Origin of the sequence: Nocardioides campestrisoli (genome assembly GCF_013624435.2) — a bacterium.
GTDB classification, from domain to species: Bacteria; Actinomycetota; Actinomycetes; order Propionibacteriales; family Nocardioidaceae; genus Nocardioides; species Nocardioides campestrisoli.
In genome coordinates this window covers 422,839-446,967 of the sequence record NZ_CP061768.1, presented here as the reverse complement: position 1 = coordinate 446,967, position 24,129 = coordinate 422,839, and the positions used below count along the sequence as shown (strand labels likewise).

23 protein-coding genes are annotated in these 24,129 nt (G+C 72.9%); 10 read left to right on the top strand and 13 right to left on the bottom strand.

What is annotated here, in order from left to right; all coding sequences use genetic code 11:
* Nucleotides 1–53: 53 nt before the first annotated feature.
* The 6 genes from H8838_RS02145 to H8838_RS02120 all read right to left on the bottom strand — a co-directional run bounded on the left by H8838_RS02145 (nt 54) and on the right by H8838_RS02120 (nt 6,800).
* On the bottom strand, nt 54–1,151 hold the full coding sequence (locus H8838_RS02145; RefSeq protein WP_185995306.1) for a hypothetical protein: 1,098 nt from the start codon (nt 1,149–1,151) through the stop codon (nt 54–56).
* Nucleotides 1,148–1,714, bottom strand: a complete 567-nt coding sequence (locus tag H8838_RS02140; RefSeq protein ID WP_185995307.1) for an RNA polymerase sigma factor — start codon at nt 1,712–1,714, stop codon at nt 1,148–1,150. The genes H8838_RS02145 and H8838_RS02140 overlap by 4 nt, the downstream gene beginning before the upstream one ends.
* Nucleotides 1,715–1,875: 161 nt before the next feature.
* Nucleotides 1,876–3,306: an adenylosuccinate lyase gene (gene purB / locus H8838_RS02135; RefSeq protein ID WP_185995308.1), complete on the bottom strand. Its 1,431-nt coding sequence runs from the start codon at nt 3,304–3,306 to the stop codon at nt 1,876–1,878.
* The gene (gene purD / locus H8838_RS02130; RefSeq protein WP_397181514.1) at nt 3,303–4,604 is read right to left on the bottom strand and encodes a phosphoribosylamine--glycine ligase; all 1,302 of its coding nucleotides are present in this window, start codon (nt 4,602–4,604) and stop codon (nt 3,303–3,305) included. The genes purB and purD overlap by 4 nt, the downstream gene beginning before the upstream one ends.
* A 42-nt stretch (nt 4,605–4,646) precedes the next feature.
* Entirely contained in the window at nt 4,647–5,465 is an 819-nt protein-coding gene (locus tag H8838_RS02125) for an SDR family oxidoreductase (protein WP_185995310.1), read from the bottom strand.
* 48 nt (nt 5,466–5,513) lie between these two features.
* On the bottom strand, nt 5,514–6,800 hold the full coding sequence (locus H8838_RS02120) for an adenylosuccinate synthase (RefSeq protein ID WP_185995311.1): 1,287 nt from the start codon (nt 6,798–6,800) through the stop codon (nt 5,514–5,516).
* A 168-nt stretch (nt 6,801–6,968) separates the two neighbouring features.
* Between H8838_RS02120 and H8838_RS02115 the strand changes: the two genes are divergently transcribed.
* The gene (locus tag H8838_RS02115) at nt 6,969–7,880 is read left to right on the top strand and encodes a diacylglycerol/lipid kinase family protein (protein WP_224766331.1); all 912 of its coding nucleotides are present in this window, start codon (nt 6,969–6,971) and stop codon (nt 7,878–7,880) included.
* A 10-nt stretch (nt 7,881–7,890) separates the two neighbouring features.
* Here H8838_RS02115 and H8838_RS02110 read toward each other — a convergent pair whose 3' ends face one another.
* Complete coding sequence (locus H8838_RS02110) at nt 7,891–8,862, bottom strand: response regulator transcription factor (protein ID WP_181309747.1); 972 nt, start codon at nt 8,860–8,862, stop codon at nt 7,891–7,893.
* 233 nt (nt 8,863–9,095) lie between these two features.
* Here H8838_RS02110 and lysS point away from each other — a divergent pair, with 233 nt between their 5' ends.
* From lysS to H8838_RS02080, 6 genes are all read left to right on the top strand, one after another.
* Nucleotides 9,096–10,820 (top strand): lysine--tRNA ligase, encoded by a 1,725-nt coding sequence (gene lysS, locus H8838_RS02105; protein WP_224766330.1) that lies wholly within the window; start codon nt 9,096–9,098, stop codon nt 10,818–10,820.
* A 199-nt stretch (nt 10,821–11,019) separates the two neighbouring features.
* A complete protein-coding gene (locus tag H8838_RS02100; RefSeq protein WP_185995313.1) occupies nt 11,020–12,318 on the top strand; it encodes a hypothetical protein in 1,299 nt (432 codons plus the stop codon).
* 49 nt (nt 12,319–12,367) lie between these two features.
* Complete coding sequence (locus H8838_RS02095; protein WP_181309751.1) at nt 12,368–12,802, top strand: DUF3151 domain-containing protein; 435 nt, start codon at nt 12,368–12,370, stop codon at nt 12,800–12,802.
* 122 nt (nt 12,803–12,924) lie between these two features.
* Nucleotides 12,925–14,256: a hypothetical protein gene (locus H8838_RS02090; RefSeq protein WP_185995314.1), complete on the top strand. Its 1,332-nt coding sequence runs from the start codon at nt 12,925–12,927 to the stop codon at nt 14,254–14,256.
* Nucleotides 14,257–14,368: 112 nt separating this feature from the next.
* Nucleotides 14,369–15,859, top strand: coding sequence for a DHA2 family efflux MFS transporter permease subunit (locus H8838_RS02085; RefSeq protein WP_181309753.1), 1,491 nt, complete (start codon nt 14,369–14,371; stop codon nt 15,857–15,859).
* 263 nt (nt 15,860–16,122) lie between these two features.
* The gene (locus H8838_RS02080) at nt 16,123–17,115 is read left to right on the top strand and encodes a type IV toxin-antitoxin system AbiEi family antitoxin domain-containing protein (protein ID WP_185995315.1); all 993 of its coding nucleotides are present in this window, start codon (nt 16,123–16,125) and stop codon (nt 17,113–17,115) included.
* Nucleotides 17,116–17,228: 113 nt separating this feature from the next.
* Here the strand turns inward: H8838_RS02080 and fbaA are convergent, their stop codons facing one another.
* Nucleotides 17,229–18,263, bottom strand: coding sequence for a class II fructose-bisphosphate aldolase (gene fbaA, locus H8838_RS02075; protein ID WP_181309755.1), 1,035 nt, complete (start codon nt 18,261–18,263; stop codon nt 17,229–17,231).
* Nucleotides 18,264–18,456: 193 nt separating this feature from the next.
* Between fbaA and H8838_RS02070 the strand changes: the two genes are divergently transcribed.
* Nucleotides 18,457–18,864: a hypothetical protein gene (locus H8838_RS02070; RefSeq protein WP_185995316.1), complete on the top strand. Its 408-nt coding sequence runs from the start codon at nt 18,457–18,459 to the stop codon at nt 18,862–18,864.
* A gap of 8 nt (nt 18,865–18,872) precedes the next feature.
* Here H8838_RS02070 and H8838_RS02065 read toward each other — a convergent pair whose 3' ends face one another.
* A complete protein-coding gene (locus H8838_RS02065; protein WP_185995317.1) occupies nt 18,873–19,541 on the bottom strand; it encodes a YdeI/OmpD-associated family protein in 669 nt (222 codons plus the stop codon).
* A 53-nt stretch (nt 19,542–19,594) separates the two neighbouring features.
* Entirely contained in the window at nt 19,595–20,239 is a 645-nt protein-coding gene (locus H8838_RS02060; protein WP_185995587.1) for a TrmH family RNA methyltransferase, read from the bottom strand.
* A gap of 172 nt (nt 20,240–20,411) precedes the next feature.
* Here H8838_RS02060 and H8838_RS02055 point away from each other — a divergent pair, with 172 nt between their 5' ends.
* Nucleotides 20,412–21,161 carry a DedA family protein gene (locus tag H8838_RS02055; RefSeq protein WP_224766329.1) on the top strand — a complete coding sequence of 250 codons (750 nt, stop codon included), beginning with the start codon at nt 20,412–20,414 and terminating at the stop codon, nt 21,159–21,161.
* A gap of 26 nt (nt 21,162–21,187) precedes the next feature.
* Here the strand turns inward: H8838_RS02055 and H8838_RS02050 are convergent, their stop codons facing one another.
* The 3 genes from H8838_RS02050 to pyrE all read right to left on the bottom strand — a co-directional run bounded on the left by H8838_RS02050 (nt 21,188) and on the right by pyrE (nt 22,917).
* On the bottom strand, nt 21,188–21,913 hold the full coding sequence (locus tag H8838_RS02050) for a hypothetical protein (RefSeq protein WP_185995318.1): 726 nt from the start codon (nt 21,911–21,913) through the stop codon (nt 21,188–21,190).
* Nucleotides 21,910–22,254 (bottom strand): PadR family transcriptional regulator, encoded by a 345-nt coding sequence (locus tag H8838_RS02045; RefSeq protein WP_185995319.1) that lies wholly within the window; start codon nt 22,252–22,254, stop codon nt 21,910–21,912. Before H8838_RS02045 ends, H8838_RS02050 begins: the two co-directional genes overlap by 4 nt.
* 132 nt (nt 22,255–22,386) lie before the next feature.
* Nucleotides 22,387–22,917 carry an orotate phosphoribosyltransferase gene (gene pyrE, locus H8838_RS02040; protein WP_181309760.1) on the bottom strand — a complete coding sequence of 177 codons (531 nt, stop codon included), beginning with the start codon at nt 22,915–22,917 and terminating at the stop codon, nt 22,387–22,389.
* A gap of 40 nt (nt 22,918–22,957) precedes the next feature.
* Here pyrE and H8838_RS02035 point away from each other — a divergent pair, with 40 nt between their 5' ends.
* On the top strand, nt 22,958–24,121 hold the full coding sequence (locus H8838_RS02035; protein ID WP_185995320.1) for a pyridoxal phosphate-dependent aminotransferase: 1,164 nt from the start codon (nt 22,958–22,960) through the stop codon (nt 24,119–24,121).
* The last annotated feature ends 8 nt before the right edge of the window (nt 24,122–24,129 follow it).

Here is a 24,129-nt window from a genome sequence, read left to right as displayed (position 1 = left end):
GCACGCGTCGTAAGCCGTGCCAACCCGCGCGATCCCCGGCTGTGCGGGGATCCCTAGCGGGGCCCCTCGCAGTGCAGACCCTCCCGGTACCCCGCCGGCACCCGACCGCGCTGCACCTCGTCGGCGTAGTCCCAGACCACCTCTGGGTAGTCCCCCTCCGCCCTCATCTCCTCGAGGACCGGCCAGTCACGGCTGGTCGCCAACGCCTCGCGGGCCTCCTCAGCGGCCCCCTGGTCGCCGGACTCCTCCGCCGCAGCGAAGCGTTCGATCCACGCACAGGCCACCGCCCCCACGACGTCGACACCCGTGCCATAGCGACTGATCGCCCCGCTGTCGATCGAGCGGACCGGGTCGTTCGGGAGCATCATCGGGTCCAGGTCGTCGGGCAGCGGGATGCCGCCCAGCATCTCCTTGACCACGGCGGACCGGGACTCCTCGTCGACGTACCCCTCGTCCGGCAGCAGCGCCTGGAAGGTCTCGTCATCAACCCAGACCAGGTCGTCGAGGAGTGCCAGGAAGGCGGCGCGGCTCATCCGCGAGCCACGCACCTCTGGGTAGTGATCGCCCTCGACCTGGCCGATCATCGTGTGGTCGCGCGACGAGTAGGGCCACATCAGCCCCTCGCCGCCGAGGACCTGCACGCTGGTGCCGGGGTCGCGCCGCGGGTAGTCGAGGTAGCTGCGGTCCTCGACGTAGGAGTCGCGATCCGCGGCGGGAGACAGCGAGACGGTGAACCGCTGTCGGCCCTTCGCGAACGACACCTCGCTCCACTCGTAGTCCGAGACGGACGTGACCCTCCAGCCCCCGGTGGCCGGCACCACCCACTCCCGACTGCCGACGGGAGCCGGCGTCAGGAGTGGAGCCGCGGGGGCGCTCGGGGCGCTGCTCAGGCTGCTCGTGGCGGACGAGGGCTCGGCGGCCGGACCGGGTTGTCCCCCGCCGTCCCTGCCCGCCCCCGGGAACAGGAGCGTCCCGGTCGCCACCGCGGCGACGGCGGCCGCCGACCCCAGGACGGCTCCCCATCCCCGCACCCTGGACCGGACCGTCTCGTCGCGCGCCGCGTCCTGCTCCATGATCGCCTCCATCAGCTCGGCCCGAGCCGCGGCGAGGGGCAGCCGGGAGACCTGCTCGTCGGTCAGCCTGCGTGTCATCGCTCCTCCTTCGCGTGCGGGACCTGGGTCATGACTGGGAGATGTCCGACCGGGGGCGGTTCGTTGCCGAGCAGGTCCCGCAGCCTGGCGCGGGCCCGGGAGAGACGCGGGCGCACCACGGTCACGGGGAGCCCGAGCACCTCGGCGATCTCGCGGGACTCCAGTCGTTCCCACAGGTGCAGTCGCAGCACCTCCTGGTCGCGACCGCTCAGCCACGCCATGGCGGCGTCCACCGCGTCGTGCACGACCACCGCGTCGCTGAGGTCGGGGACGGCGAGGGCGAGGTCACGGCGCAGCCGCTCACCGAGCCGAGTACGACGCCGGTCGCCGCGGCGCTGGTTGGCCAGCACCCGGCGGGCGGTGCCGTACAGCCACGGCCTGGCCGCAGGGTCGTCCGGCACGTGGCGCAACCGGCGCCAGGCGACCAGGAAGGTCTCGGCGACCACGTCGGCGGCGTCCTCGGCGCGGTCGGTGCGCCGCAGCGCGTAGCCGAGCACGGCGTCGAAGTGGTCGCCGTACAGCCTGGCGAAGCGTTCGCCGTCCGGCGGCGGTCCGTCTCCCATCCCCATGCTCCCCACGTGTCCGGCACCGTGGGGATCGTTGCACCGTCCGTCAGTTCACGCTCGGACCTGGCACGGTTTCCTGCGGGTTGGCACGTGTCGTAACCCGCGCCAACCACGGGGATCCCCGGCTGTGCGGGGATCCCTCGCCGCCGCGCCGGCGCCTAGAGGATCGCGCCGGGGCTGTACGCCGCGGCAGCGGGGTGCTGCTGCGCCAGCGCGGCCACCCGCCGGCAGACCTCCTGGGTCTGCGCGACCGCGGCGCCGGTGAACTCGATCGGCTCCGCGACCAGCCCGTCGATCTGCTCGCGGCTCAGGCCCAGCCGGGAGTCGGCGGCCAGCCGGTCGAAGACGTCGTTCTCCACCTGCCCCTGGCGCATGTCCAGCGCCACCCCGACCGCGGCCTCCTTGATCGCCTCGTGGGCCACCTCGCGGCCGACACCGGCCCGGACCGCGGCCATCAGCACCTTGGTGGTGGCCAGGAACGGCAGGTAGCGGTCCAGCTCGCGCTGGATCACCGCGGGGAAGGCGCCGAACTCGTCGAGCACGGTGAGGAAGGTCTGGAAGAGGCCGTCGGCGGCGAAGAAGGCGTCGGGCAGCGCGACCCGGCGGACCACGGAGCAGGAGACGTCGCCCTCGTTCCACTGGTCGCCGGCCAGCTCGCCGACCATCGACAGGTAGCCGCGGGTGATCACCGCGAGCCCGTTGACCCGCTCGCACGAGCGGGTGTTCATCTTGTGCGGCATCGCCGAGGAGCCGACCTGGCCCTCCTTGAACCCCTCGGTGACCAGCTCGATGCCGGCCATCAGCCGGATCGTGGTCGCCAGGTTGGAGGGGCCGGCGACCAGCTGGACCACCGCGGAGAGGACGTCGAAGTCCAGCGAGCGCGGGTAGACCTGGCCGACGCTGGTCAGCACCTGGTCGAAGCCGAGGTGCGCGGCGACCCGCTCCTCGAGCTGCTGGAGCTTGCCGGCGTCGCCGTCGAGCAGGTCCAGCATGTCCTGGGCGGTGCCCATCGGGCCCTTGATCCCGCGCAGCGGGTAGCGGGCGAGCAGCTCGGTGACCCGCTGCACGCCGATCAGCATCTCGTCGGCGACGGTGGCGAACCGCTTGCCCAGCGTGGTCGCCTGCGCGGCGACGTTGTGGGAGCGGCCGGCCATCACGGTGGTCTCGTGCTCGGCGGCCAGCCGCGCGAGGCGCGCGAGGGTGGCGACCGCCCGGTCGCGCAGCAGCGCCAGGGACTGCTTGACCTGCAGCTGCTCGACGTTCTCGGTCAGGTCGCGCGAGGTCATCCCCTTGTGGATGTGCTCGTGGCCGGCGAGCGCGCAGAACTCCTCGATCCGGGCCTTCACGTCGTGCCGGGTGCCCCGCTCGCGCTCGGCGATCGAGGCCAGGTCGACGGCCTCCTCGCCCCGGGCCGCGACCGCCTCGTAGGCCTCGACCACGCCGTCGGGGACGGCGATCCCCAGGTCGCGCTGGGCCTTGAGGACGGCGACCCACAGCTGCCGCTCGAGCACGATCTTGTGCTCGGGCGACCAGATCGCCACCAGGTCGGCGCCGGCGTAGCGGGTGGCCAGGACGTTCGGGACGGTCATCGGTTCTCCTCGTCGGTGGGGGCGAGGGCGGCGGCGCCCTCGACGACCCCCAGGGGTTCTGCGGCGATGTCGCGGCGCCACTGCGCGCCGGGGAAGGAGATCGCGGAGATCCCCTCGAAGGCCTTGGCCCGGGCGTCGGCCACGTCGGCGCCCACGGCCCGCACGGCCAGCACCCGGCCGCCGGCGGTGACCAGCTCACCGGACTCGCTGCGCGCGGTGCCGGCGTGGACGACGTCCACGTCGGGGTCGGCGTCCAGGGTCTCGGTGCCGACGATCACGTCGCCGCTCGACGACGACTCGGGGTAGCCCGCGGAGGCCATCACCACGCTCACCGAGGCGCCCTCGCGGAACCGCGGGGCCGGCACCCGGTCGAGCTCGCCCCGCGCGGCGGCGAGCAGCAGCTCGCCGAGGCCGGAGTCCAGCAGCGCCAGCACGGGCTGTACGTCGGGGTCGCCGAACCGGCAGTTGAACTCGATCACCCGAGGCCCGGCGCTGGTCAGCGCGAGGCCGACGTAGAGGCATCCGCGGAACGGCGTGCCGCGACGGGCCATCTCGTCCAGGGTCGGCTGCACCACCTCGGCCATCACCGTCGGCACCAGGTCGGCGGGCGCCCAGGGCAGCGGGGAGTAGGCGCCCATGCCGCCGGTGTTGGGACCCAGCCCGCCGTCGAAGATCCGCTTGAAGTCCTGGGCCGGCTGCAGCGGCTGCGCGATCCCGCCGTCGCAGACCGCGAAGAGCGAGACCTCCGGGCCGTCGAGGAACTCCTCGACCACCACCCGGCCGCAGGCGGCCGCGTGCGCCAGGGCCTCGACCCGGTCGTTGGTGACCACGACGCCCTTGCCGGCCGCGAGCGCGTCGTCCTTGACGACGTACGGCGCTCCGAGCTCGTCCAGCGCGGCGGCGGCCTCCTCGGGGGACTCGCAGACCCGCGAGCGCGCGGTGGGCACCTCGGCGGCGGCCATCACCTCCTTGGAGAAGGCCTTGGAGCCCTCGAGCCGGGCGGCCTCGCGGCTCGGCCCGAAGCAGGCGATCCCGCGTTCGGTGACGGCGTCGGCGACCCCGGCGACCAGCGGCGCCTCCGGCCCGACGACGACCAGGTCGATGCCCAGCCGCTCGGCCAGGTCGGCGACCGCCTCGCCGTCCATCGGGGCGACGGGGTGCAGGGTGGCCACCCCGGCGATGCCCGGGTTGCCGGGCGCGGCGTGCACCTCGGTGACCAGGGGGTCACGGGAGAGGGCGAGCGCCAGCGCGTGCTCGCGGCCGCCGGTGCCGATCACGAGGGTCTTCACGTGCAGCAACCCTAGTCGCGGAGACGACCCGTGCGGCACGCCGCCCGCTGGTCAGGCCCGACGGGCCTCCGCCTCGTACGCCGCCCGGACGCCGGGGTCGGCGTGGGTGAGCACGTTGTCGGCGCCCATCAGCCGGCGGGCCAGGTTCTGGAACCCGCGCGGCAGCGCCTGGGAGACCTTGGTGACCGGCTGGCCCCACCGCGGCGCCCACGCCTCGGGCACCGGGCGGCGGATCACGTCGACGATGACCTCGGCCACCTGCTCGGCGCTCATCGTGGGCACGCCCCGGGTGCGGGCCACTCCGGCGCCGAGCGCGGTGTTGACGATCACCGGCAGCACCATGCCCACCTCGACCCCGGCGGGGGCGAGCTCGGCGCGCATCGCCTCGGTGAAGCCGACCACGGCGTGCTTGGAGGCCGAGTACGACGCTCCGTTGGGCAGCGCGACCCGGCCCACCGCGGAGGCGATGTTGACGATCTGCCCGCGACCCCGCTCGACCATCTGCGGGGCCACGGCGCGGGTGCCGTGGATGACGCCGAACGTGTTGACCTCGAAGATCTGCCGGCTGACCGCCGGGTCCTCGGCCAGGAACTCCCCCACCGGCATGATCCCGGCGTTGTTGACCAGCACGTCGATCGGGCCGGCGGCGGCGACGAAGTCGGCCCACTGCTCGGGCGAGGTGACGTCGAGCGGGTGGTGCCGCACCCCCAGCTCGGCGGCCGCCTCGGCGAGGTGGGCGACGTCCCGGTCGCCGATGATCACGTCCGCGCCGGCGTCGCGCAGGATGCGCGCGGTGGCCGCCCCGATCCCCCGGGCCCCTCCGGTGATCGCGACGGTACGGCGGGACAGGGCGGCATCATGGCGTGACATGGGCCACATACTGTCGGTACGTGGCCGGCCCGGCAAGGGCCCAGACCGTCAGGGGTTGACGACCACCGTCTGCTCGCGGCCGGGGCCGACGCCGACGGCCCAGATCCGGGTGCCGCTCATCTCCTGCACCGCCTCGACGTAGGCCTGGGCGTTCTTCGGCAGCTCCTCGAAGGTGCGGCAGCCGGAGATGTCCTCGGCCCAGCCGTCGAGGTACTCGTAGACCGGGGTGGCGTGGTGGAACTCGGTCTGGGTCATCGGCATCTCGTCGTGCCGGACCCCGTCGATCTCGTAGGCCACGCAGACCGGGATGCGCTCCCAGCCCGAGAGCACGTCGAGCTTGGTGAGGAAGAGGTCGGTGAGGCCGTTGACGCGGGTGGCGTACCGGGCGATCACCGCGTCGTACCAGCCGCAGCGGCGGTCGCGACCGGTGGAGACGCCGACCTCGCCGCCGACCCGCCAGAGCTTCTCGCCGTCCTCGTCGAAGAGCTCGGTCGGGAACGGACCCGAGCCGACCCGGGTGGTGTAGGCCTTGATCACGCCGATGATCCGGTCGATCCGCGTCGGCCCCACGCCCGCGCCCACGCAGACGCCGCCGGCGACCGGGTTGGAGGAGGTGACGAAGGGGTAGGTGCCGTGGTCGACGTCGAGCATCGTCGCCTGCGCACCCTCGAAGAGCACGGTCTTGCCGTCGTCGAGCGCGCGGTTGAGCAGCAGGGACGTGTCGGCGACCATCGGCCGCAGCCGCTCGACGTACGACGTCAGCTCCTCGACGACCGCCTCGACCTCGATGGCGCGCCGGTTGTAGACCTTGGTGAGCAGCTGGTTGCGCACGTCGAGGGCGCCCTCGACCTTCTCGGTGAGGATCTTCTCGTCGAACAGGTCGGCGATCCGGATGCCGAGGCGGTTGACCTTGTCGGCGTACGCCGGCCCGATCCCGCGGCCGGTCGTGCCGATCTTGTTCTTGCCCAGGAACCGCTCGGTGACCTTGTCGATCGTCGAGTGGTAGGAGGCGATCACGTGGGCGTTGGCGCTGACCACCAGCGGCGCCGGCTCGACGCCGCGCTCGAGGAGGGCGTCGAGCTCGCGGAAGAGCGCCTCGGGGGAGACCACCACGCCGTTGCCGATCACGCAGGTGGCGCCGGGGGTGAGGATGCCGCTGGGCAGCAGGTGGGTGGCGAACTTCTCGCCGTTGACCACGATCGTGTGGCCGGCGTTGTGACCGCCGCTGGTGCGGACCACGAAGTCGATGTTGTCGGTCGAGGCGGCGAGCAGGTCGGTCGCCTTGCCCTTGCCCTCGTCGCCCCACTGGGCACCCAGAATGATGATCGCGGGCATCTCAGCCCTCCCTGACGTCGGTGGTGGCACGGGGCAACCCGCGCGCCACATGAAAACAGCTCCGGCGCAAGTGCGCACCGGAGCTCTTGCGACAAGACCTTACCAAACCCGGCCAGGCCGCCCCGATCCGTTGAATCGGGGTGGGCCTGCTCCGCTACTGTCCGGCGCATGGACTCGTTCCTCGTGATCACCAACTCCGACGCCGGCACCGCCGACCAGGAGGCGCTCGACGCCGCCCTGTCCGTGCTCGCCGGCAGGGTGTCGGTCGAGGTGGCCGCCACCGCCAACCCGGGCGAGCTCGACGGCGTGCTGCACCGCGCCGGCTCCCGCCCGGTGGTGGTGGCCGGGGGCGACGGCAGCCTGCACGCGGTGGCGTCGGTGCTGCACCGGCGCAACGAGCTCAAGGACAAGGTGCTGGGCCTGCTGCCGCTCGGCACCGGCAACGACTTCGCCCGCGCCATGAACATCCCGCTGGACCCGGCCGAGGCCGCCGACCTGCTGGTCACCGGCAAGGCCCGTCCGGTCGACCTGCTGGTCGACGAGGTCGGCGGGATCGTGGTCAACAGCGTCCACCTGGGGGCGAGCGCGCAGGCCAGCCGCCGCGGCGCGCTGTGGAAGAGCCGGCTCGGCTCGATCGGCGCCGGCAAGGTCAACCTGGGCAAGCTGGGCTACCCGATCGGCGCCCTCCAGGCGGCGGTCAAGCCGCCGCAGCTGCGGTTGCGGGTCGAGGTCGACGGCCGGGTGGTCAACGACTTCGACCGCCCCGTGCTGATGGTCGCGGTCGGCAACGGCACCTCGGTCGGCGGCGGCACCGAGCTCACCCCGGACGCCGATGCCCGCGACGGGCTGATCGACGTGATGATCTCGGGGTCCGTCGGGCTCCTGGAGAAGCTGGGGTACGTCGTCCAGCTGGCGCGCGGCAAGCACCGGCAGCGCGACGACGTGACCTACCTGCGCGGACAGAGTGTCACCGTCTCCGGGGAGCCGTTCTACGCCTCGGCCGACGGGGAGATCTACGGGCCCGAGCGCTCGCGCACGTGGCGGCTGGAGCCCGCGGCGTACTCCATGTTCCTGCCCTGAGCCTCCGCCCTCAGAGCCAACCGCGCCGCGCGGCCTCGACCCCGGCCTGGAAGCGGGTGTCCACGCCGAGCTCGATCATCAGGTCGGCGATCCGGCGCCGGACCGTGCGCAGGCTCAGACCCAGGGTGCGGGCGATCTGCTCGTCCCGGGAGCCGGAGGCCAGCTCGGCCAGCAGCAGCCGGCGCTCGGCGTACAGGTGGGCGCCCGCCCCGCGCTCGGGGAGCGCGACCGCGCGGTCCCACAAGGCGTCGAAGTAGCCGGTGAGCAGGGCCACCACCCCGGGGTGACGGACCATCACGCTGCGCTCGCCGAAGTGCCCCGGCGGGTCGGGGAAGATCGCCCGGTCGGAGCCGACCACCGCCATCCGGGTCGGCACCTCCGGCAGCACCCGCACCTGCTCACCGGCGGCGGCGCGGGCCAGCAGCACCTGCGGCGCCTCCTTGATCGCGCGCACCGGGTAGATCGCGCGGATCCGCCTGCCCGCGTGGATCGCCCGGGCGATCACGGCGAACATCTCCGGCTCGCTCGGCAGCAGCCACTGGTCCGGGCGGAGGATCAGCACGTCCCCCCTCCCCTGCTCCACCCACGAGACGACGGTCGCCTCGACGTCCGAGCCGCCGACCACCTCGGCGTCGACCCGCGTCCCGGGCTCGGAGTACTCGGGCTGCATCGTCGCGGCCTTCGGGATCACCTGGGTGATCTGGGTGAGTCGACCCAGCGCGTCGCTCAGCACCCGGCTCTCGTGCAGCAGCAGCCGCCCCAGCGCCTCCTGCGGGCCGCGCACCCGGATCCTGCCGTCCACCACCGCGACGATGTCCTGCTCGACCAGCGGCGCCATCGCCTCGGTCAGCTCGCCGAGCGTGTGGTTGAGGCTGTTGGCCGCCTGCTCGAGGCTCGACCCGTCCACGGTGAGCAGGCGCTCGTAGAGCCGCAGGGTCGCGGGGGTCACCTGCAGCGCGCCGGCCAGGGCTCGATCCACCATGCTTGGCACTTTAATGCCAGCGGCACTTTTTGTCCGCTGGATCACGTCCCGCATTGACAGAATGCCGGAACGCGCGGCTCATGGGGATTAGCTCGCGGAGGTCCGGCTCCGGGGGGGAGCCGGACCGTCAAATCGTCGGGGGAGCGTCGGAATCGAGGCAGGGGACGATTCCGGCGCCGAGCCCTGCGCCCGGTAGCGTGAGCGACCCAGCCGCACACAGCAGGAGTAGTCCCGTGTCAGGTCGCGTTCCCCAGGCAGAAGCGCAAGCCGGTCCCGTCGACTGGGTCAGCCGAGCCGCCGACCAGGCCCTGCGCCACGCCCAGGACGCGGACGGCCAGGTCCGCCTGGTCACCTGCGCCTCGGGCGCCTCCCCGTCGGGGCCGGTGCACCTGGGCAACCTGCGCGAGTTCCTCACCGTGCACTTCGTGGCCGACGAGCTGCGCCGTCGCGGCGTCCCCGTCCGCCACCTGCACTCCTGGGACGACTACGACCGGTTCCGCAAGGTGCCGGCCGGGGTCGACGCCTCGTGGGCCGAGCACATCGGCCGCCCGCTGTCGGCCGTCCCCGACCCGTGGGAGTGCCACGCCTCCTGGGCCGAGCACTTCAAGGCCCCGCTGCGTGCGGCCCTGGCCGAGCTCGGCGTGGAGATGGAGGAGATCTCCCAGACCGAGATGTACAAGGCCGGCACCTACCGCGAGCAGATCCTCCTCGCCGTCCGCGAGCGGAACCGGATCGATGAGATCCTGGGCCGCTACCGGACCAAGGCGAAGTCCCCCGAGCCGTCCTCCGAGCAGGAGGCGGAGTCGCTGGAGGAGTCCGTCGCCGACGACGACGAGGCGCCCGCCGCGCCGGGCGACGACCTGGCCCGCTTCCCGTTCAAGCCCTACTGCCGCGAGTGCGGCCGCGACACCACCACCGCCACGGCGTACGACGACGAGTCCACCGACCTGGCGTACACCTGCTCCTCCTGCGGCTTCTCCGGCGTGACCAACCTGGCCACCCAGGACGAGGGCAAGCTGGTGTGGAAGGTCGACTGGCCGATGCGCTGGACCTTCGAGGGCGTCGACTTCGAGCCCGCCGGCCTGGACCACGCGACCCCCGGATCCTCGTTCACCGTCGGCCAGGAGGTGGCCCCGCTCTTCGGCGGGCGCGCGCCGTCGTTCTTCGGCTACGGCTTCGTCGGCTTCGCCGGGATGCAGAAGATGTCCTCCTCGGCGGGCGGCGTCCCCACCGCCACCGACGCCCTGCGGGTGCTGGAGGCGCCGATCCTGCGCTGGCTCTACGTACGCCGGGCGCCCAAGCAGACCTTCAACATCGACTTCGGTCCCGAGGTGGTCCGGCTCTACGACGAGTGGGACGCGCTGGGCCGCAAGGCCGCCGACCCGGCCAAGCGCGACGCCGCCGTGCTCGCCCACGAGCGCGCCGTCGGTCCCGCGGCGGGCCCGCTGCCGACCTCCCGGGTGAGCGTGCCGTTCCGCACCCTCTCCTCGGTCGCCGACGTGACCGCCGGCTCGGCCGAGCTGATCAGCCAGGTCATCGGCCAGGTCGGGTACGCCCACGAGTCGGTGGCCGACCTGGAGCCGCGGCTGAGCAAGGCGATGCAGTGGACGGCCGAGTTCGTGCCGGCCGAGGACCGGACCATCGTCCGCGAGACCCCGGACGCCGAGCGTCTGGCCGCCCTGGAGCCGCGGGAGCGGCAGTGGCTGGACCTGCTGCTGGCCAACCTGCCCACCGAACTCGAGCTGGAGGCGGTCACCACGGTGGTCTACGGGGTGCCCAAGCTCGCCCACGGGCTGGCGGTCGACGACGCACCCACCGACGAGGTCAAGACGGACCAGAAGGCGTTCTTCCGGCTGCTCTACAACCTGCTGGTCGGCAAGGACCGCGGGCCGCGCCTGCCCACCCTGATCGTGGCGCTGGGGGCAGACAAGGTGCGGGAGCTCCTGGCTGCGTCCTGACAGGATGCGGCCATGCGGCCACGGCCCCTGCACCCGGACGAGATCCCGGAGGACGCGGACGGCAAGCAGCTCGCCGCGTACCTGGGCGAGGACCGTGGACCGGCGAGAATCCACCACAACTTCTCGGGCCCGGCTCGCGTCCCACCCGTGACGACCCACCCTCCTGCACGGCGGAGGGCAGACGACTGGGGGGACCCCGATGTTCACGACGACCTCGCCCGCCGGGCTCCGCGTCCCGAACGGCCGTGCCAAGACGGTCAGGAGCATGCTCCTCGGCCTGGTCGCCGGGCTGGCCGTGACGACGGTCCCGGCGACCGCGGCGGCTGCTCCGGGCGACCGGGAGTGGCAGAGCGTCCCCTTGGGCCAGTACGCCGGCGTGTTCACCGTCGACGAGGCGTCGGGCGACGTGGTGATGACGGCGGAGTCTTTCGACGCCGACGGACTGCTCACGCGTGTCGACGGCGCCACGGGTGCCGTCGAGTGGGCGCAGCCGCTCCCCGAGAACACCTACGTCCAGCGCATCGTGGCGGACGGCGCACGCGACCGGCTGGTCACCGTCGGGGTCGAGCTCGACTACCCCCAGAGCCGATACTTCGCCGAGTCCCAGGACGCGGCGGGCCGCGTCGTGTGGCGCCACGACCTCAGCGAGTGGGCCATCGACGACGCCTTCGAGGACCTGACGGTCGACGAGGGAACCGGCCAGGCCTGCGCCCTGATCTCCGGCAAGGGCGACGGCCCGAAGCGGTGGTCGCGGACCGACTCCGTCACCTGTCTCGACGTCGACGGGCGGGTGACCTTCACCCGGGAGCACGCGAGCAGCCGGGGCTCCGAGGGGCGCCGCTCGTTGGCGGTCGACCCGCACAGCCACCGCATCCTCCACTCCACCTACGGACGGGGCAAGCGCCCGCACCACGTCCTGGTCGCGTACTCGGCCCAGGGCGAGATCCTGTGGCAGCGCCACGGCGGCAAGGGCGCCGAGGCGCACGACCTCCTGGTCGACCCGCGACGCAGGCTGGCCCACGTCGTCACCACCCACCCCCGCTCGAACCAGGTCTCCCTGCTCACCCACGACCTGACCGGGCGACTCCGGTCGACGACCCGGTGGGCCTCCCCCACCGACTTCCGGCTCGAGCCCGAGACTGCGGCCGTCCTGCCGCGCACCGGTCGGGTGGTGGTCGCCTCGCTGGCCGGTAACCGGCTGGTCGTGCGGACCGTCACGCACACGGGTCGCAAGGTGGCGGCGATGCAGGCGCGCAAGGCGCGGAGGAATCCGCACGTCGCGGTCGACGTCCGGTCGGGAGGCGTGGTGATGACCGCGAACTACCGCAGCAGGCTGGACACCACGGCGTTCACCCGGCACGGGAAGGTGCGGTGGAGCCGCACCACCAAGGAGCGCGGCGGGCTCGTCCCCCACGCGGGCTTCGTCCAGGACGGTCGACGCTACGTGATGGCGGCCGACGGGCGCAGGACCACGAGGCTGGTCGCTTTCCAGAACTGACCGGGCACGAGGCATGAGGCTGTCGGGCGGGCGTGGCAGGCTGGGGCGCATGAACGCTGATCTCCCCCGCCAGGACCTGATGGCCGGTCCCCCCGCCACCCGCCTGCCCGAGGACCCCGCCGCCGCCGAGCTCGCCGCCGGCGAGTCGCCCGCCACCGCGGTGCGCCACCACCCCGCCTCCCCGTTCGCCTGGGCTGCGATGGCCGAGCAGGCTCGGGACGCCGGCGCCGACGACGTGACGGTCTACGCCTACTCCCGGGTGGGCTACCACCGCTCGCTGGACATGCTGCGTCGCAACGGGTGGAAGGGCCACGGCCCGGTGCCGTGGGAGCACGAGCCCAACCGCGGCTTCCTGCGCTCGCTCGCCCTGCTCGCGCTCTCCGCGCGAGCGATCGGTGAGACCGAGGAGTGGGAGCGGTGCTCGGAGTTCCTGCGCGACTCCAGCCCCGCGGCGTACGACGCCCTGCTCGGCCAGGCGGGCTGACCCGGTCGGCAGAAGCACCGCGCTCGAAGAACCCAGAAGACCAGCAACAAACTGGGGGCGGGGCGCGTCTCACCTCTGACAGCACCCGATCCGCGGACCGCGGACCGATCCAGAGGGACGCCATGAGACGCACCCGCCCGAGCACCCGCACCGCCCTCGCCGCCACGGCGGTGCTGGCCACGACCCTGACCACCGTGCTCGCCGGAGCCCCGACCGGCACGGCCGCGTCGCCAGCGCTCCCGGCTCCGGCCTGGCAGTCCTCCTGGACGGCGCAGGGCGATCCCTGGGACGCGGACGTCCACCTGGTGGATTCCGTGCTGGATCCCGTCTCCGGGGACCTCTTCGCCGTCGCCCGCAACAGCGAGGTCTCCGACGACCACCTCGTACGCCGGGTCGACGGTCTGACCGGCGCGACCGAGTGGGAGGTGCCGATGGAGCTCTCGCAGTACTCGCAGCTCACGATCGACGCGGAGGCCCGACAGCTGGTGATCTCCCACCCGGTTCCCGGTCAACGGAAGCAGCGGGTGCGTCTGAGCGCCTTCGGCCTCGACGGCGAGCCGAGGTGGACCCGCGACCTGGGGAGCTTCGGGCACGTGCGCCAGCAGGTGACCGACCCCGTCCGGGGCACCACCTGCATCCTGAGCGCGACGAAGGGCGCCGGGACCGGCGACCAGGGCGGGCTCGGGCAGCGCTGGGAGCTCGGGTGCGCGACGCGTGCGGGCGGGCTCCAGTTCCGGCGCGACTGGCGCCGCAGCGGCGTGACGGCGCAGGACAGGGTGGGACTGGCCATCGACCCGCGTCGGGGCCGCTGGTACGTCGCGGTCGGCCGCGTCGTGCGCAACCGGAGCAGCGCGGTCGAGCTCCAGGCTCTCGGCCTGCAGGGGGGCACCCGGTGGCACCGCACCCTCTCCTGGGGGCCCCGCTCGATCGGCAGCGTCGGCGCTCTCACGGTCGACCCGAAGCGGGGCCGCGTAGTGCTGGGCACCGCGGTGGACGGAGACCGGGTGCAACCGCGCACGACGCTCACGGTCTGGAACGCGGATGGGCGCCGCCACGCCCAGCGCACCTGGCGCCCCCGCCTGATCAGCACGATCGACGACCTGGCGGTCTCACCCGACGGCAAGCACTACGTCGTGGCGTCCCTGCTCAGGACCTCGGGGGGCACCCTCCGTGGTCTCAGGCCGGACCTGAGCCACCGGTGGACGACCCGGCACACCCGCAAGGGCGTCGAAGGCATCGACCTGGTGATCGACGAGGCGAAGCGGCGGGTGCTGGTCGCCGGCGGTGAGCTGTCGGCGTACCGCTGGAGGAACGGGTCGCGGCTCTGGCGCGGCGTCCCGGGGCGCGACTACGTCGGCGCCGGCCTCCACTTCGACCCCGAGCGCCGCCGTCTGGTGGCGTCCTGGTGGGAGGGCGACTGGCCGGTCGCCCACCTGACCGCGTGGCAGGTGTGAGCGGTCCTTCGTGATCCTGCCGGCCCAGCGGGGCGGTGTGGACGTGCACGAGGGGACACGTCCACACCGGCCCAGGTCGTCCAGCTCAGGGGGTGGGAGGGATGATCGACAGGTGACCCAGACCGCACCCCAGCGGAGCGCCGCTCCCGCTCTCCCCGAGAACCCCTGGCCCGCCCTCTGGGCGCTCTGCCTGGGCTTCTTCATGATCCTGGTCGACACCACGATCGTCACGGTGGCGACGCCGGCGATCATGGAGGACCTGGACGCCGACGTGAACGCCGTGGTCTGGGTGACCAGCGCCTACCTGCTCGCGTACGCCGTCCCGGTGCTGATCACCGGTCGGCTCGGTGACCGCTACGGGCCGAAGCGGCTCTACCTGATCGGACTGGTGCTCTTCACCCTCGCGTCGCTCTGGTGCGGGCTCACCGGCTCCATCACCGGCCTGGTGCTGGCCCGGGTCGCCCAGGGGCTGGGTGCGTCGATGATGACGCCGCAGACGATGGCGGTGATCACCCGCATCTTCCCGGCCAGCCGACGCGGCAGCGCGATGGCGCTCTGGGGGGCGACCGCGGGCGTGGCCACCCTCGTCGGCCCGATCCTCGGCGGCGTTCTGGTCGACCTCGCCGGGTGGGAGTGGATCTTCTTCATCAACGTGCCGGTCGGGATCGTGGCGTTCGTCCTGGCCTGGCGGCTGGTCCCGCGGCTCGACACCCACCCGCACCGGTTCGACTGGCTGGGCGTCGCGCTCAGCGGCGTCGGCATGTTCCTGCTGGTCTTCGGGCTCCAGGAGGGGCAGACCTACGACTGGGGCACGATCACCGGACCGATCTCCGTCTGGAGCCTGATCGTCACCGGCCTGGTGGTGCTCGCGCTCTTCGTCTGGTGGCAGGCCCGCAACCGGGCAGAGCCGCTGGTCCCGTTGAGCCTCTTCACCGACCGCAACTTCTCCCTGGCCAACCTGGCGATCGCCACCGTCAGCTTCGGCTTCACCGCGATGGGCTTCCCGCTGATGCTCTACGCCCAGCTGGTGCGGGGCTGGTCCCCCACCCAGTCCGGGCTGCTCCTGGTGCCGCTCGCCGTCGGCTCGATCCTGCTGGCCCGCCCCGTCGGGCGGCTCAGCGACCGGGTGCACCCGCGGATCCTCACCTCGTTCGGCTTCGTGGCGATGGGCGGCGCGCTGGTCTGGATCGCGATGATCCTGGCCCCGCGCACCCCTGTGTGGGAGCTGCTGGTGCCGCTGGGCCTGCTGGGGGTGGGCAGCGCCTTCCTGTGGTCGGTGCTCAGCACCACCGCCAACCGCAACCTTCCGGTCCAGCAGGCCGGCGCGGGCGCCGGGGTCTACAACGCCACCCGGCAGGTCGGCGCCGTCCTGGGCTCCGCCGGCATCGCCGTCCTGATGCAGTCCCGGCTCGCGGCCAACGGGCTCGGCGGCGCGCACGGCGGCGGGTCGCCCGAGACCGCCATGGCCTCCGGCGGTCTGCCCGAGCAGGCGTGGCCGGCCTTCAGCCAGGCGATGGGCGAGGCGATGCTGCTGATCCCCGCGGTGCTGCTGCTCGGCCTGCTCGCCGTGCTCGCCTTCGAGGGAATGAAGCACGAGCGCTGACCGCCGCACTCCGGCCCTCCCCTCCCCGGACGACACTTGTAACGCGCTGTTCAACAGGGTTCACCACCCCACCAGTGGCACCGTTGAGCGTGCCTAACAGCGCGTTACAGGGGGCGAGCTAGGGATCCAGCGGGCCGGTCAGCAAGGGCGGGGTTGGCGGAGCGGCCCGCTCACCCTCCCCAGTACGGCGGCGAGCACCGTCCCTCCACAGACCGGGGAGGTGCGGGCCGCCGAACCGGCGGCGGTCCTCCAGGGTCCGAGGCATGGACCTGAGGAGCTATGACCCGGCCTCCCGGCAGCACGGGCTGCTCACCAGCCGACAGGCGCAGGCCGCCGGGCTGACCCCGCCGATGGTCGCGCAGCTGGTGCGCTCCGGCGCCTGGGTCCGGCTGCGCCGCGGTGTCTACCTGGACGCCGGGCAGTGGCAGCAGGCGCACCCGTACGACGTCCAGCCGCTGCTGCGTGTCCGCGCGGCGGGCCTGGTGCTCCAGACCGCGCACGTGTTCAGCCACGACTCCGCCTCCCTCGCGCACGGCCTGGGAGCCCCGGACCCGCGCGCGAGCTGGGTCCACGTCACCCGGGAGGGAGTGAGAGGCACCCGCAAGATCGCCGGTGTGAAGCACCACGGAGCGCCGTACCACTCATCCCAGGTGCAGCACGTCGACGGACTGGTCGTGCTCGACCTGGCTCGGACGGCGCTCGACATGGTGCGCGAGCACGGCCTCCGCGGCGGCCTCCCCGCCTGCGACGCGGCTCTCCGACGCGGGGTCACGCGGTCCCAGCTCCGGCAGGCCGCGTCGGTGATGGCGTGCTGGCCGGGGCGCCGGGCGATCACCCGGGCGATCGAGCTCGCCGACCCCGGCGCCGAGAGCTGGCTCGAGTCGACGGCGCGTCTGCTGGTCACCGAGCTGGGGGTAGGGACGCCCGAGACCCAGTTCGGGTTGAGCGACGGCCACCGCACCGCCTGGTGCGACCTGCGCGTGGGCAGGCACGTCATCGAGGTGGACGGGCGGGTCAAGTACGACGGCACCCTCGACCCGCGATCGGCCGAGCAGGTCGTGTGGGCGGAGAAGCGCCGCCAGGACTTCATCACGGGGTTCAAGCTGGGGATGTCACGGCTCACCCACCACGACCTGACCTCCGGGTGGGACCAGGCGCGGCGCCGTGTGCACCGGGAGTACGCCGCCACCGTGGCGCGGTACGGCACCGACCTCGGCGACCTGGCGCCGTACATCATCCGTCGCCCCCGCTTGTAACGCGCTGTTGGTCACGCTCTACGCCCCCATGGGCGGGGTGTTGAGCGGGTTGAACAGCGCGTTACAAGCGGCGGAGCGCGCGGGTCGGGCGGACAGGCGCGACTGGGTGCGGGTCAGGCGCCGAGCGTGTGACCCGAGGCGCGCAGGTTCTCGCAGGCCTCGACCACGCGGGCGGCCATCCCGGCCTCGGCAGCCTTGCCCCACGAGCGCGGGTCGTACTGCTTCTTGTTGCCGACCTCGCCGTCGACCTTGAGCACGCCGTCGTAGTGGTTGAACATGTGCGCCGCGACGGGGCGGGTGAACGCGTACTGGGTGTCGGTGTCGACGTTCATCTTCACCACGCCGTAGTCGACCGCCGCGGCGATCTCCTCAGCGGTCGAGCCGGAGCCGCCGTGGAAGACCAGGTCGAACGGCTTGGCGCCAGCGTCCAGGCCGAGCTCGGCGACGACAGCCTCCTGGGCGGACTTGAGGATCTCCGGGCGGAGCTTGACGTTGCCGGGCTTGTAGACCCCGTGCACGTTGCCGAAGGTCAGCGCGGTGAGGTAGCGGCCCTTCTCGCCGGTGCCGAGCGCCCGCACGGTGGCCAGCGCGTCCTCGGGCGTGGTGTAGAGCTTGTCGTCGATCGCACCCACGATCCCGTCCTCCTCGCCGCCGACGACGCCCACCTCGATCTCGAGGATGATGTGCGCGGCCGCGCACTTGGCGAGCAGCTCCTCGGCGATCTGCAGGTTCTCCTCCAGCGGCACCGCGGAGCCGTCCCACATGTGCGACTGGAAGAGCGGGGCCTCGCCGCGGGCGACCCGCTCGGCGGAGATGTCGATCAGCGGGCGGACGAAGCCGTCGAGCTTGTCCTTGGGGCAGTGGTCGGTGTGCAGCGCGACGTTGACCGGGTAGTTCTTCGCCACCTCGGCGGCGTACGCGGCGAAGGCGACCGAGCCGGTGACCATGTTCTTGACCGAGGGGCCGGACAGGTAGTCCGCGCCGCCGGTGGAGATCTGGATGATGCCGTCGGAGCCGGCGTCGGCGAAGCCCTTGAGGGCGGCGTTCAGCGTCTGCGACGACGACACGTTGATGGCGGGGAAGGCGAATCCCTTGGACTTGGCGGCGTCGAGCATCTCGGCGTAGCGCTCAGGGGTGGCGATGGGCATGAAGGACTCCTCGGACGGTCTGGGGCACTATGCGGACGACTACTTCCAGCCTAGTCGCCGCCCTGAGCCCGCGGCACCCTGGCTGTGTGGGCACTCTCGTGCCCCCGATCCCTGTACTCGCGGTGAAACCTGTGCTGGCCGCCCGCCCGTCGCTAGGCTCGCCGGATCCCGTGCCCGAGACCGAGGAGTCGCCATGACCGCCCAGCCCCCGTCCGACTCGTACGGCGCGAGCGCGGCGCCCGCCCACGACCCGGGCAGCGACCACCTCACCGACGTGCGCTCACGCGGGGCGATCGCCCTCGTCCTCGGCCTGGTCGGCGCGCTCGGCACCGGCGCCCTGAGCACCGGCCTGACGACGCTGATCTGGTCGATCGACAGCGGCTGGCTCAGCTCGCCGACGAGCCAGTGGATCGTGCTGGGTGTGATGACTGCGGCCTTCGGGGCGGGATCGTGGGTCCTCGCCCTCGAGCCGGCTCGCTCGCGGGACCAGGTGGCAGTGCCGCTCGCCCGGGCCGCTCAGGTGGCAGCGGCCATCGCGGTGCTGGCCGGGGTGCTCACGGTGATCGGCGCGCTCATCACCGAGCTGTCGACCGGGCGCTGACGCCGGGCTCAGTCGGCGGCCTCCTCCCCCAGGCCCAGCTCCGCACGCATCCGCCGCGCCCACGCCGGCTCGTCGCCGTACCGCTGGAAGCCGACGAGGACGCCGCGCGAGCAGCAGTCGACCAGCTCGGCGAGCCGCTTCTCCCGGGTCGCCTCCCGCTTGGCCGAGACCACCCAGTGCACCACCGCCCGCCGGTACGACGCCGTGGCACCCGCCCAGAACGCCGCAGCGCCCGGGTGCTCGGCGAGCCGGGCATGGAGCTCGTCGGGGAGCTCGTCCTCCCGGCCGCCCTCGAACGAGTAGGTCCCGGTGCGGTCGGCCTGGCGCGCCTCGTACGCCGCGATCCCGGCCGGGTGCATCCGCCCCTCGGCGAGGAGCCGCTCGACGTGCGCGACGTTGACCTCGCTCCAGTTGCTCCCGCTGCGTCGTGGCGTCCAGCGCTGGCGGCGGGCGTCGTCGTCGATGCGCTGGGAGACCGAGTCGATCCAGCCGAAGCAGAGCGCCTCCGGGACCGCGTCCTTCCAGGTCAGCCCGCGGTCCGGGACGTGGCTCTTCCACAGCCCCATCCACAGCTCGTCCGCGGTCTGGTGGTGCTCCTCCAGCCAGGCGCGGAACTCGTCGGGCCCGGTGAAGAAGAGGGCCGGCTTCTCAGGCGTACCGCCCGGTGTCCCGATCATGGGCCCACGCTAGGCCCGGACGCCGACAGCCGTCACCCGCTACCCGCTACCCGCTACCCGCGCCAGGCGGCCTCGTCGGAGAGGTCGGCGTACTCCCGGATCCAGCCGTGCATCGCGATCGCGGCCGCAGCGCTGGCGTTGATCGACCGGGTGGAGCCGAACTGGGCGATCGAGAAGGTCCCGTCGCACGCCTCCCGTGCCCCGGCGGAGAGACCGGGGCCCTCCTGCCCGAACAGGAAGCAGACGCGGCGAGGCATCTGCATCGTCTCCAGGTGCGCCGAGCCGGGCAGGTTGTCGATCCCCAGCAGCCGCACCGGCTCGTCGAGGGAGTGCAGGTAGGCGGCGAGCGCGGCAGCGTCCGCGTGGTGGCGCACGTGCTGGTAGCGGTCGGTCACCATCGCCCCGCGGCGGTTCCACCGCTTGCGGCCCACGATGTGCACCTCGGCGGCCAGGAAGGCGTTGGCCGTGCGGACGACGGTGCCGATGTTGAAGTCGTGCTGCCAGTTCTCGATCGCCACGTGGAAGTCGTGGCGGCGGGTGTCGAGGTCGGCGACGATCGCGTCGACGGTCCAGTACCGGTAGCGGTCGACCACGTTGCGCCGGTCGCCCTCGGCGAGCAGCTGCGCGTCGTACTGCTCGCCGGTCGGCCACGGACCCTCCCAGGGCCCCACGCCGACCTCGTCGGGACCGTGCGGCATCGGGTCGTACGGCGCGCGCTCGCTCTCTGCGTCCACGCCCCCGACGGTAGGCGCTGGGTCTGCACCTCGGACGAGGGGGCCGCCCGTTCGGTCTCCGGGACCGCCTGGCTCCCGGCGCCCGCTCCTCGTCGAGCATGCCGGAGGATGCCCCCGGCCACGTTACGGTGGCGCGGTGAACGTGCTCTTCGACCTCCAGCAGCTGCTCACCCCCCTGCTGCTGGGGATGGACTGGATGGATCCCGACTGGCTGCTGGACCGCTTCGGCGAGGAGCTGTTCTGGCTCAGCCTGGTGATCATCTTCGTCGAGTGCGGGCTCTTCTTCCCGTTCCTGCCCGGCGACAGCCTGCTCTTCGCGATGGGGCTCTTCATCGCCGGCGGGAAGATCGACATCTTCCCCGGCAACGCCTCGGTCGAGCTGCTGGTGGCGCTCGGACTCTTCGCCGCCGCGGGCTTCCTGGGCAACGTCGCCGGATACGAGATCGGTCGGGCGATCGGGACACCGCTCTACAACCGGCCGGACGGCCGGATCCTCAAGCGCAAGTACTTCGACCAGACGCAGGCCTTCTTCGACAAGCACGGCAACAAGGCGCTGGTGATCGGCCGGTTCGTGCCGTTCGTCCGGACCTACATCACCGTGGTCGCGGGTGTCACCAAGATGGACCGGCGCCGGTTCTTCACCTGGAGCGCCGTCGGCGCCGTGCTGTGGGTCTTCAGCATCACCCTGCTCGGCTACTTCCTCGGTACGGCGTTCCCGGCGCTCGGCGAGAACATCGACAAGGCGATCATCGCGATCATCGCCTTCTCCGTGGTCCCGATCGCCTGGGAGTGGTGGCGACACAAGCGGGTCAACGCGCCCGGCGCCGAGATCGGCCCGCAGGACGGCGGCCCCGACCGCGACATCATGGGCCAGGAAGTCGACTGACCCGCTGACGCCGTGACCCGGGCGGCTCAGCCGCCGGTTGCCACGTCGAGCAGCACGAACCCCCAGGCAGCCACCAGGCTGACGACCTGGGGAAGCACCACCAGCACCCGGTCGTGCCGGGCCACCCAGCCTCGATCGGGTGCCTCCGTGCCCAGCGGCTCGACCACCGGGTCCGCGAGCTCGTCGCGAGCGAACCACGCGCGCAGCACCGCGCCGACCAGCACCGCGAGCCCCAGCGCGGCCACCGGCCAGGCCGGCGCGGCCGCCAGCACGACGTCCCCCAGCGCGAAGAGCGCGGCCAGCTGGGCGAGGAAGAGTCCGCTCGCGCCGAGGGCGACCTGCCACGGGGCGGCCCGCAGCACCGTCGGCAGCATCCGGGGCGTCAGCAGCACCAGCGCGAGCGTGCCCGCGGTGAGCACCACGATGCCGAGGTCCAGGTCGAACCGCTCCCCGCGCCAGGCGGCCCCGCCCGTGAACGTGAAGGCGAGGAAGCCCAGCACTCCCACCGCGGCGAAGGCGACGGTCCGGTGCAGCTCCTCGACGGTGTCCGGGGTCGGCTGCAGGGCGAGCGTCTCGGCGTACTCTCCCGCCGGGCCGAACGCCTCCTGCGCGGGCACGCCGGCGTCGGCCAGGAACTCCCGCGCGCTGGCCACGGCGTCCCCGATCTGGCGCCCGTTCGCGTCGCGGAGGCGCAGCTCGAGCACGAGCTCCTCGAGCCACCGGCGGTGGTCCTGCTGCAGGTCGGCGGTCATCGATCTCCCCTTTGCTCGTCGAGCTGGTCGTCCACCATCCGGGTGAAGGCGCGCCACTGTCCGCGCTGGGCCGCCAGCTCGGCGCGGCCGGCGTCGCTGAGCGCGAAGTACTTGCGCCCCGGTCCGCCCTCGCCGGCGCGCCACTCGACGCTCACCAGCCCGGCGGTCTCCAGCCGCCCGAGCAGCGGATAGAGCGTCCCGCCCTTGACCGTGCCGAAGCCGGCGTCCTCCAGCGCGCTCGCCAGGGCGTAGCCGTACGTCGGTCCCTGCGCGAGCGCCTGGAGCACGCAGAGCCCCAGCGCGGCGCGGACCCAGTCACTGGGCCAGGGGGAGGCGGGCATGGCTAGATCGTGCCACTAACTAGTCAGCCTGTCTACTGCCTCATGAATCCCCGCCTGGCCGGGGATCCACGTGGTTGGCACGTGTTGCAACACCCGCCAACCACGCACATCCCCGGCTGTGCGGGGATCGCGTCAGACCGACGAGACCGCGTCCAGCTGCGCCTTCGTCAGCACCGGACGCACCTCGAGCCCCACGTCGGCCAGCGGGTTCTCCCCCTCCGGGGACCTATCGATGGCGCAGACCACCACCTCGACGAGCGCGCCGGCGGCCCGCAGCTCGCGCGTCGCGTCGCGGACGGCGCCACCGGTGGTGATGACGTCCTCGATCAGGGTGACCCGGCGGCCGGCCACGTCGGGCCCCTCGGCGAGCTTGCAGGTGCCGTACTCCTTGGCCTTCTTCCGGACGAAGAGGGCGGGCAGGCCGGTGCGGGCGCTGACCATGGTGGCGATCGGTACGCCGCCCAGCTCCAGGCCGCCGAGCAGCTCGGTGTCGTCGGGCAGCAGGCCTACCATCTGCTCGGCCACCCGGGCAAGCAGCGCCGGCTGCGCCTCGAAGAGGTACTTGTCGAAGTACTCGGTCGCCTGCTGGCCCGATCGCAGCGTGAAGGAGCCGGTCAGGCGGCAGGTGGCGTCGATGTCGGCAGCCAGGTGGTCGTCGCTCATGGCGGCATCCTCCCATCCGCCGGGGGCTACGCTCGCGGGCATGCGCACCCAGGCGAGACGACTGGACGGCATCCCCCCGACGGTCTTCACCCAGATGTCGGCCCTGGCCGCGCGCACGGGCGCGCTCAACCTGGGCCAGGGGTTCCCCGACGAGGACGGTCCGGCGTCGGTGGTCCAGGCTGCCCGGCGCGCGCTCGCGGAGGGCCGCAACCAGTACGCGCCCGGTCCCGGCGTCCCCGAGCTGCGCGCGGCGATCAGCCGCCACCAGCAGCGCCACTACGGCCTGGAGCCCGACCCGGAGCGCGAGGTGGTGGTCACCACCGGCGCCACCGAGGGGATCGCCGCCGCCCTGCTCGCGCTGGTCGACCCGGGCGACGAGGTGGCGGTGCTGGAGCCCTACTACGACTCCTACCTGGCGATGATCCAGATGGCCGGGGGCGTACGCCGTCCGGTCACCCTGCGCGCCCCCGACTTCCGGCTGGACGCCGACGCGCTGCGCGCCGCGGTCACGCCGCGCACCAAGGTGCTGCTGCTCAACACCCCGCACAACCCGACCGGCACGGTGCTCACCCGCGCCGAGCTGGAGGCGGTCGCGCAGGTGGCGGTCGAGCACGACCTGGTGGTGATCACCGACGAGGTCTACGAGCACCTGGTCTACCCCGGCCACGAGCACGTCCCGCTGGCGACGCTGCCGGGCATGTGGGAGCGCACGCTGACGCTCTCCAGCGTGGGCAAGTCCTGGTCGTTCACCGGCTGGAAGGTCGGCTGGGCGACCGGTCCGGCCGAGCTGGTCGGCGCGCTGCTCTCGGCCAAGCAGTGGCTGACCTTCACCTCCGGCTCCCCGCTCCAGCCCGCGGTCGCCGAGGCGCTGGACGCCGAGGCGCAGTGGCCGGGCGAGCTGTGCCGCTCCCTGGCCGGGCGACGCGACCTGCTGGTCGCCGGACTCGCCGACGCCGGGTTGTCGGCGTACACCCCGGAGGGCACCTACTTCGCGCTCACCGACATCTCCGCGCTCGGGTGGCCCGACGGCCGCGCCTTCTGCGAGGCGCTGCCCGAGCGGGCCGGCGTGGTGGCGATCCCGGCGCAGGCGTTCTACGACGACGTCGAGGAGGGTCGCCACCTGGTCCGGTGGGCGTTCTGCAAGACCGCCGAGGTGATCGGCGAGGGGGTACGCCGCCTCGCGGCCGCGGACCTGCGGGCGTGAGCCGCGCG

Coding starts and splice junctions, on each gene's coding strand:
- H8838_RS02145 (WP_185995306.1), bottom strand. CDS start 1,151: ATGACACGCAGGCTGACCGACGAGCAGGTCTCCCGGCTGCCCCTCGCC.
- H8838_RS02140 (WP_185995307.1), bottom strand. CDS start 1,714: ATGGGAGACGGACCGCCGCCGGACGGCGAACGCTTCGCCAGGCTGTAC.
- purB (WP_185995308.1), bottom strand. CDS start 3,306: ATGACCGTCCCGAACGTCCTGGCCACCCGCTACGCCGGCGCCGACCTG.
- H8838_RS02125 (WP_185995310.1), bottom strand. CDS start 5,465: ATGTCACGCCATGATGCCGCCCTGTCCCGCCGTACCGTCGCGATCACC.
- H8838_RS02120 (WP_185995311.1), bottom strand. CDS start 6,800: ATGCCCGCGATCATCATTCTGGGTGCCCAGTGGGGCGACGAGGGCAAG.
- H8838_RS02115 (WP_224766331.1), top strand. CDS start 6,969: ATGGACTCGTTCCTCGTGATCACCAACTCCGACGCCGGCACCGCCGAC.
- H8838_RS02110 (WP_181309747.1), bottom strand. CDS start 8,862: ATGGTGGATCGAGCCCTGGCCGGCGCGCTGCAGGTGACCCCCGCGACC.
- H8838_RS02100 (WP_185995313.1), top strand. CDS start 11,020: ATGTTCACGACGACCTCGCCCGCCGGGCTCCGCGTCCCGAACGGCCGT.
- H8838_RS02095 (WP_181309751.1), top strand. CDS start 12,368: ATGAACGCTGATCTCCCCCGCCAGGACCTGATGGCCGGTCCCCCCGCC.
- H8838_RS02090 (WP_185995314.1), top strand. CDS start 12,925: ATGAGACGCACCCGCCCGAGCACCCGCACCGCCCTCGCCGCCACGGCG.
- H8838_RS02080 (WP_185995315.1), top strand. CDS start 16,123: ATGGACCTGAGGAGCTATGACCCGGCCTCCCGGCAGCACGGGCTGCTC.
- fbaA (WP_181309755.1), bottom strand. CDS start 18,263: ATGCCCATCGCCACCCCTGAGCGCTACGCCGAGATGCTCGACGCCGCC.
- H8838_RS02070 (WP_185995316.1), top strand. CDS start 18,457: ATGACCGCCCAGCCCCCGTCCGACTCGTACGGCGCGAGCGCGGCGCCC.
- H8838_RS02065 (WP_185995317.1), bottom strand. CDS start 19,541: ATGATCGGGACACCGGGCGGTACGCCTGAGAAGCCGGCCCTCTTCTTC.
- H8838_RS02060 (WP_185995587.1), bottom strand. CDS start 20,239: ATGCCGCACGGTCCCGACGAGGTCGGCGTGGGGCCCTGGGAGGGTCCG.
- H8838_RS02050 (WP_185995318.1), bottom strand. CDS start 21,913: ATGACCGCCGACCTGCAGCAGGACCACCGCCGGTGGCTCGAGGAGCTC.
- H8838_RS02045 (WP_185995319.1), bottom strand. CDS start 22,254: ATGCCCGCCTCCCCCTGGCCCAGTGACTGGGTCCGCGCCGCGCTGGGG.
- pyrE (WP_181309760.1), bottom strand. CDS start 22,917: ATGAGCGACGACCACCTGGCTGCCGACATCGACGCCACCTGCCGCCTG.
- H8838_RS02035 (WP_185995320.1), top strand. CDS start 22,958: ATGCGCACCCAGGCGAGACGACTGGACGGCATCCCCCCGACGGTCTTC.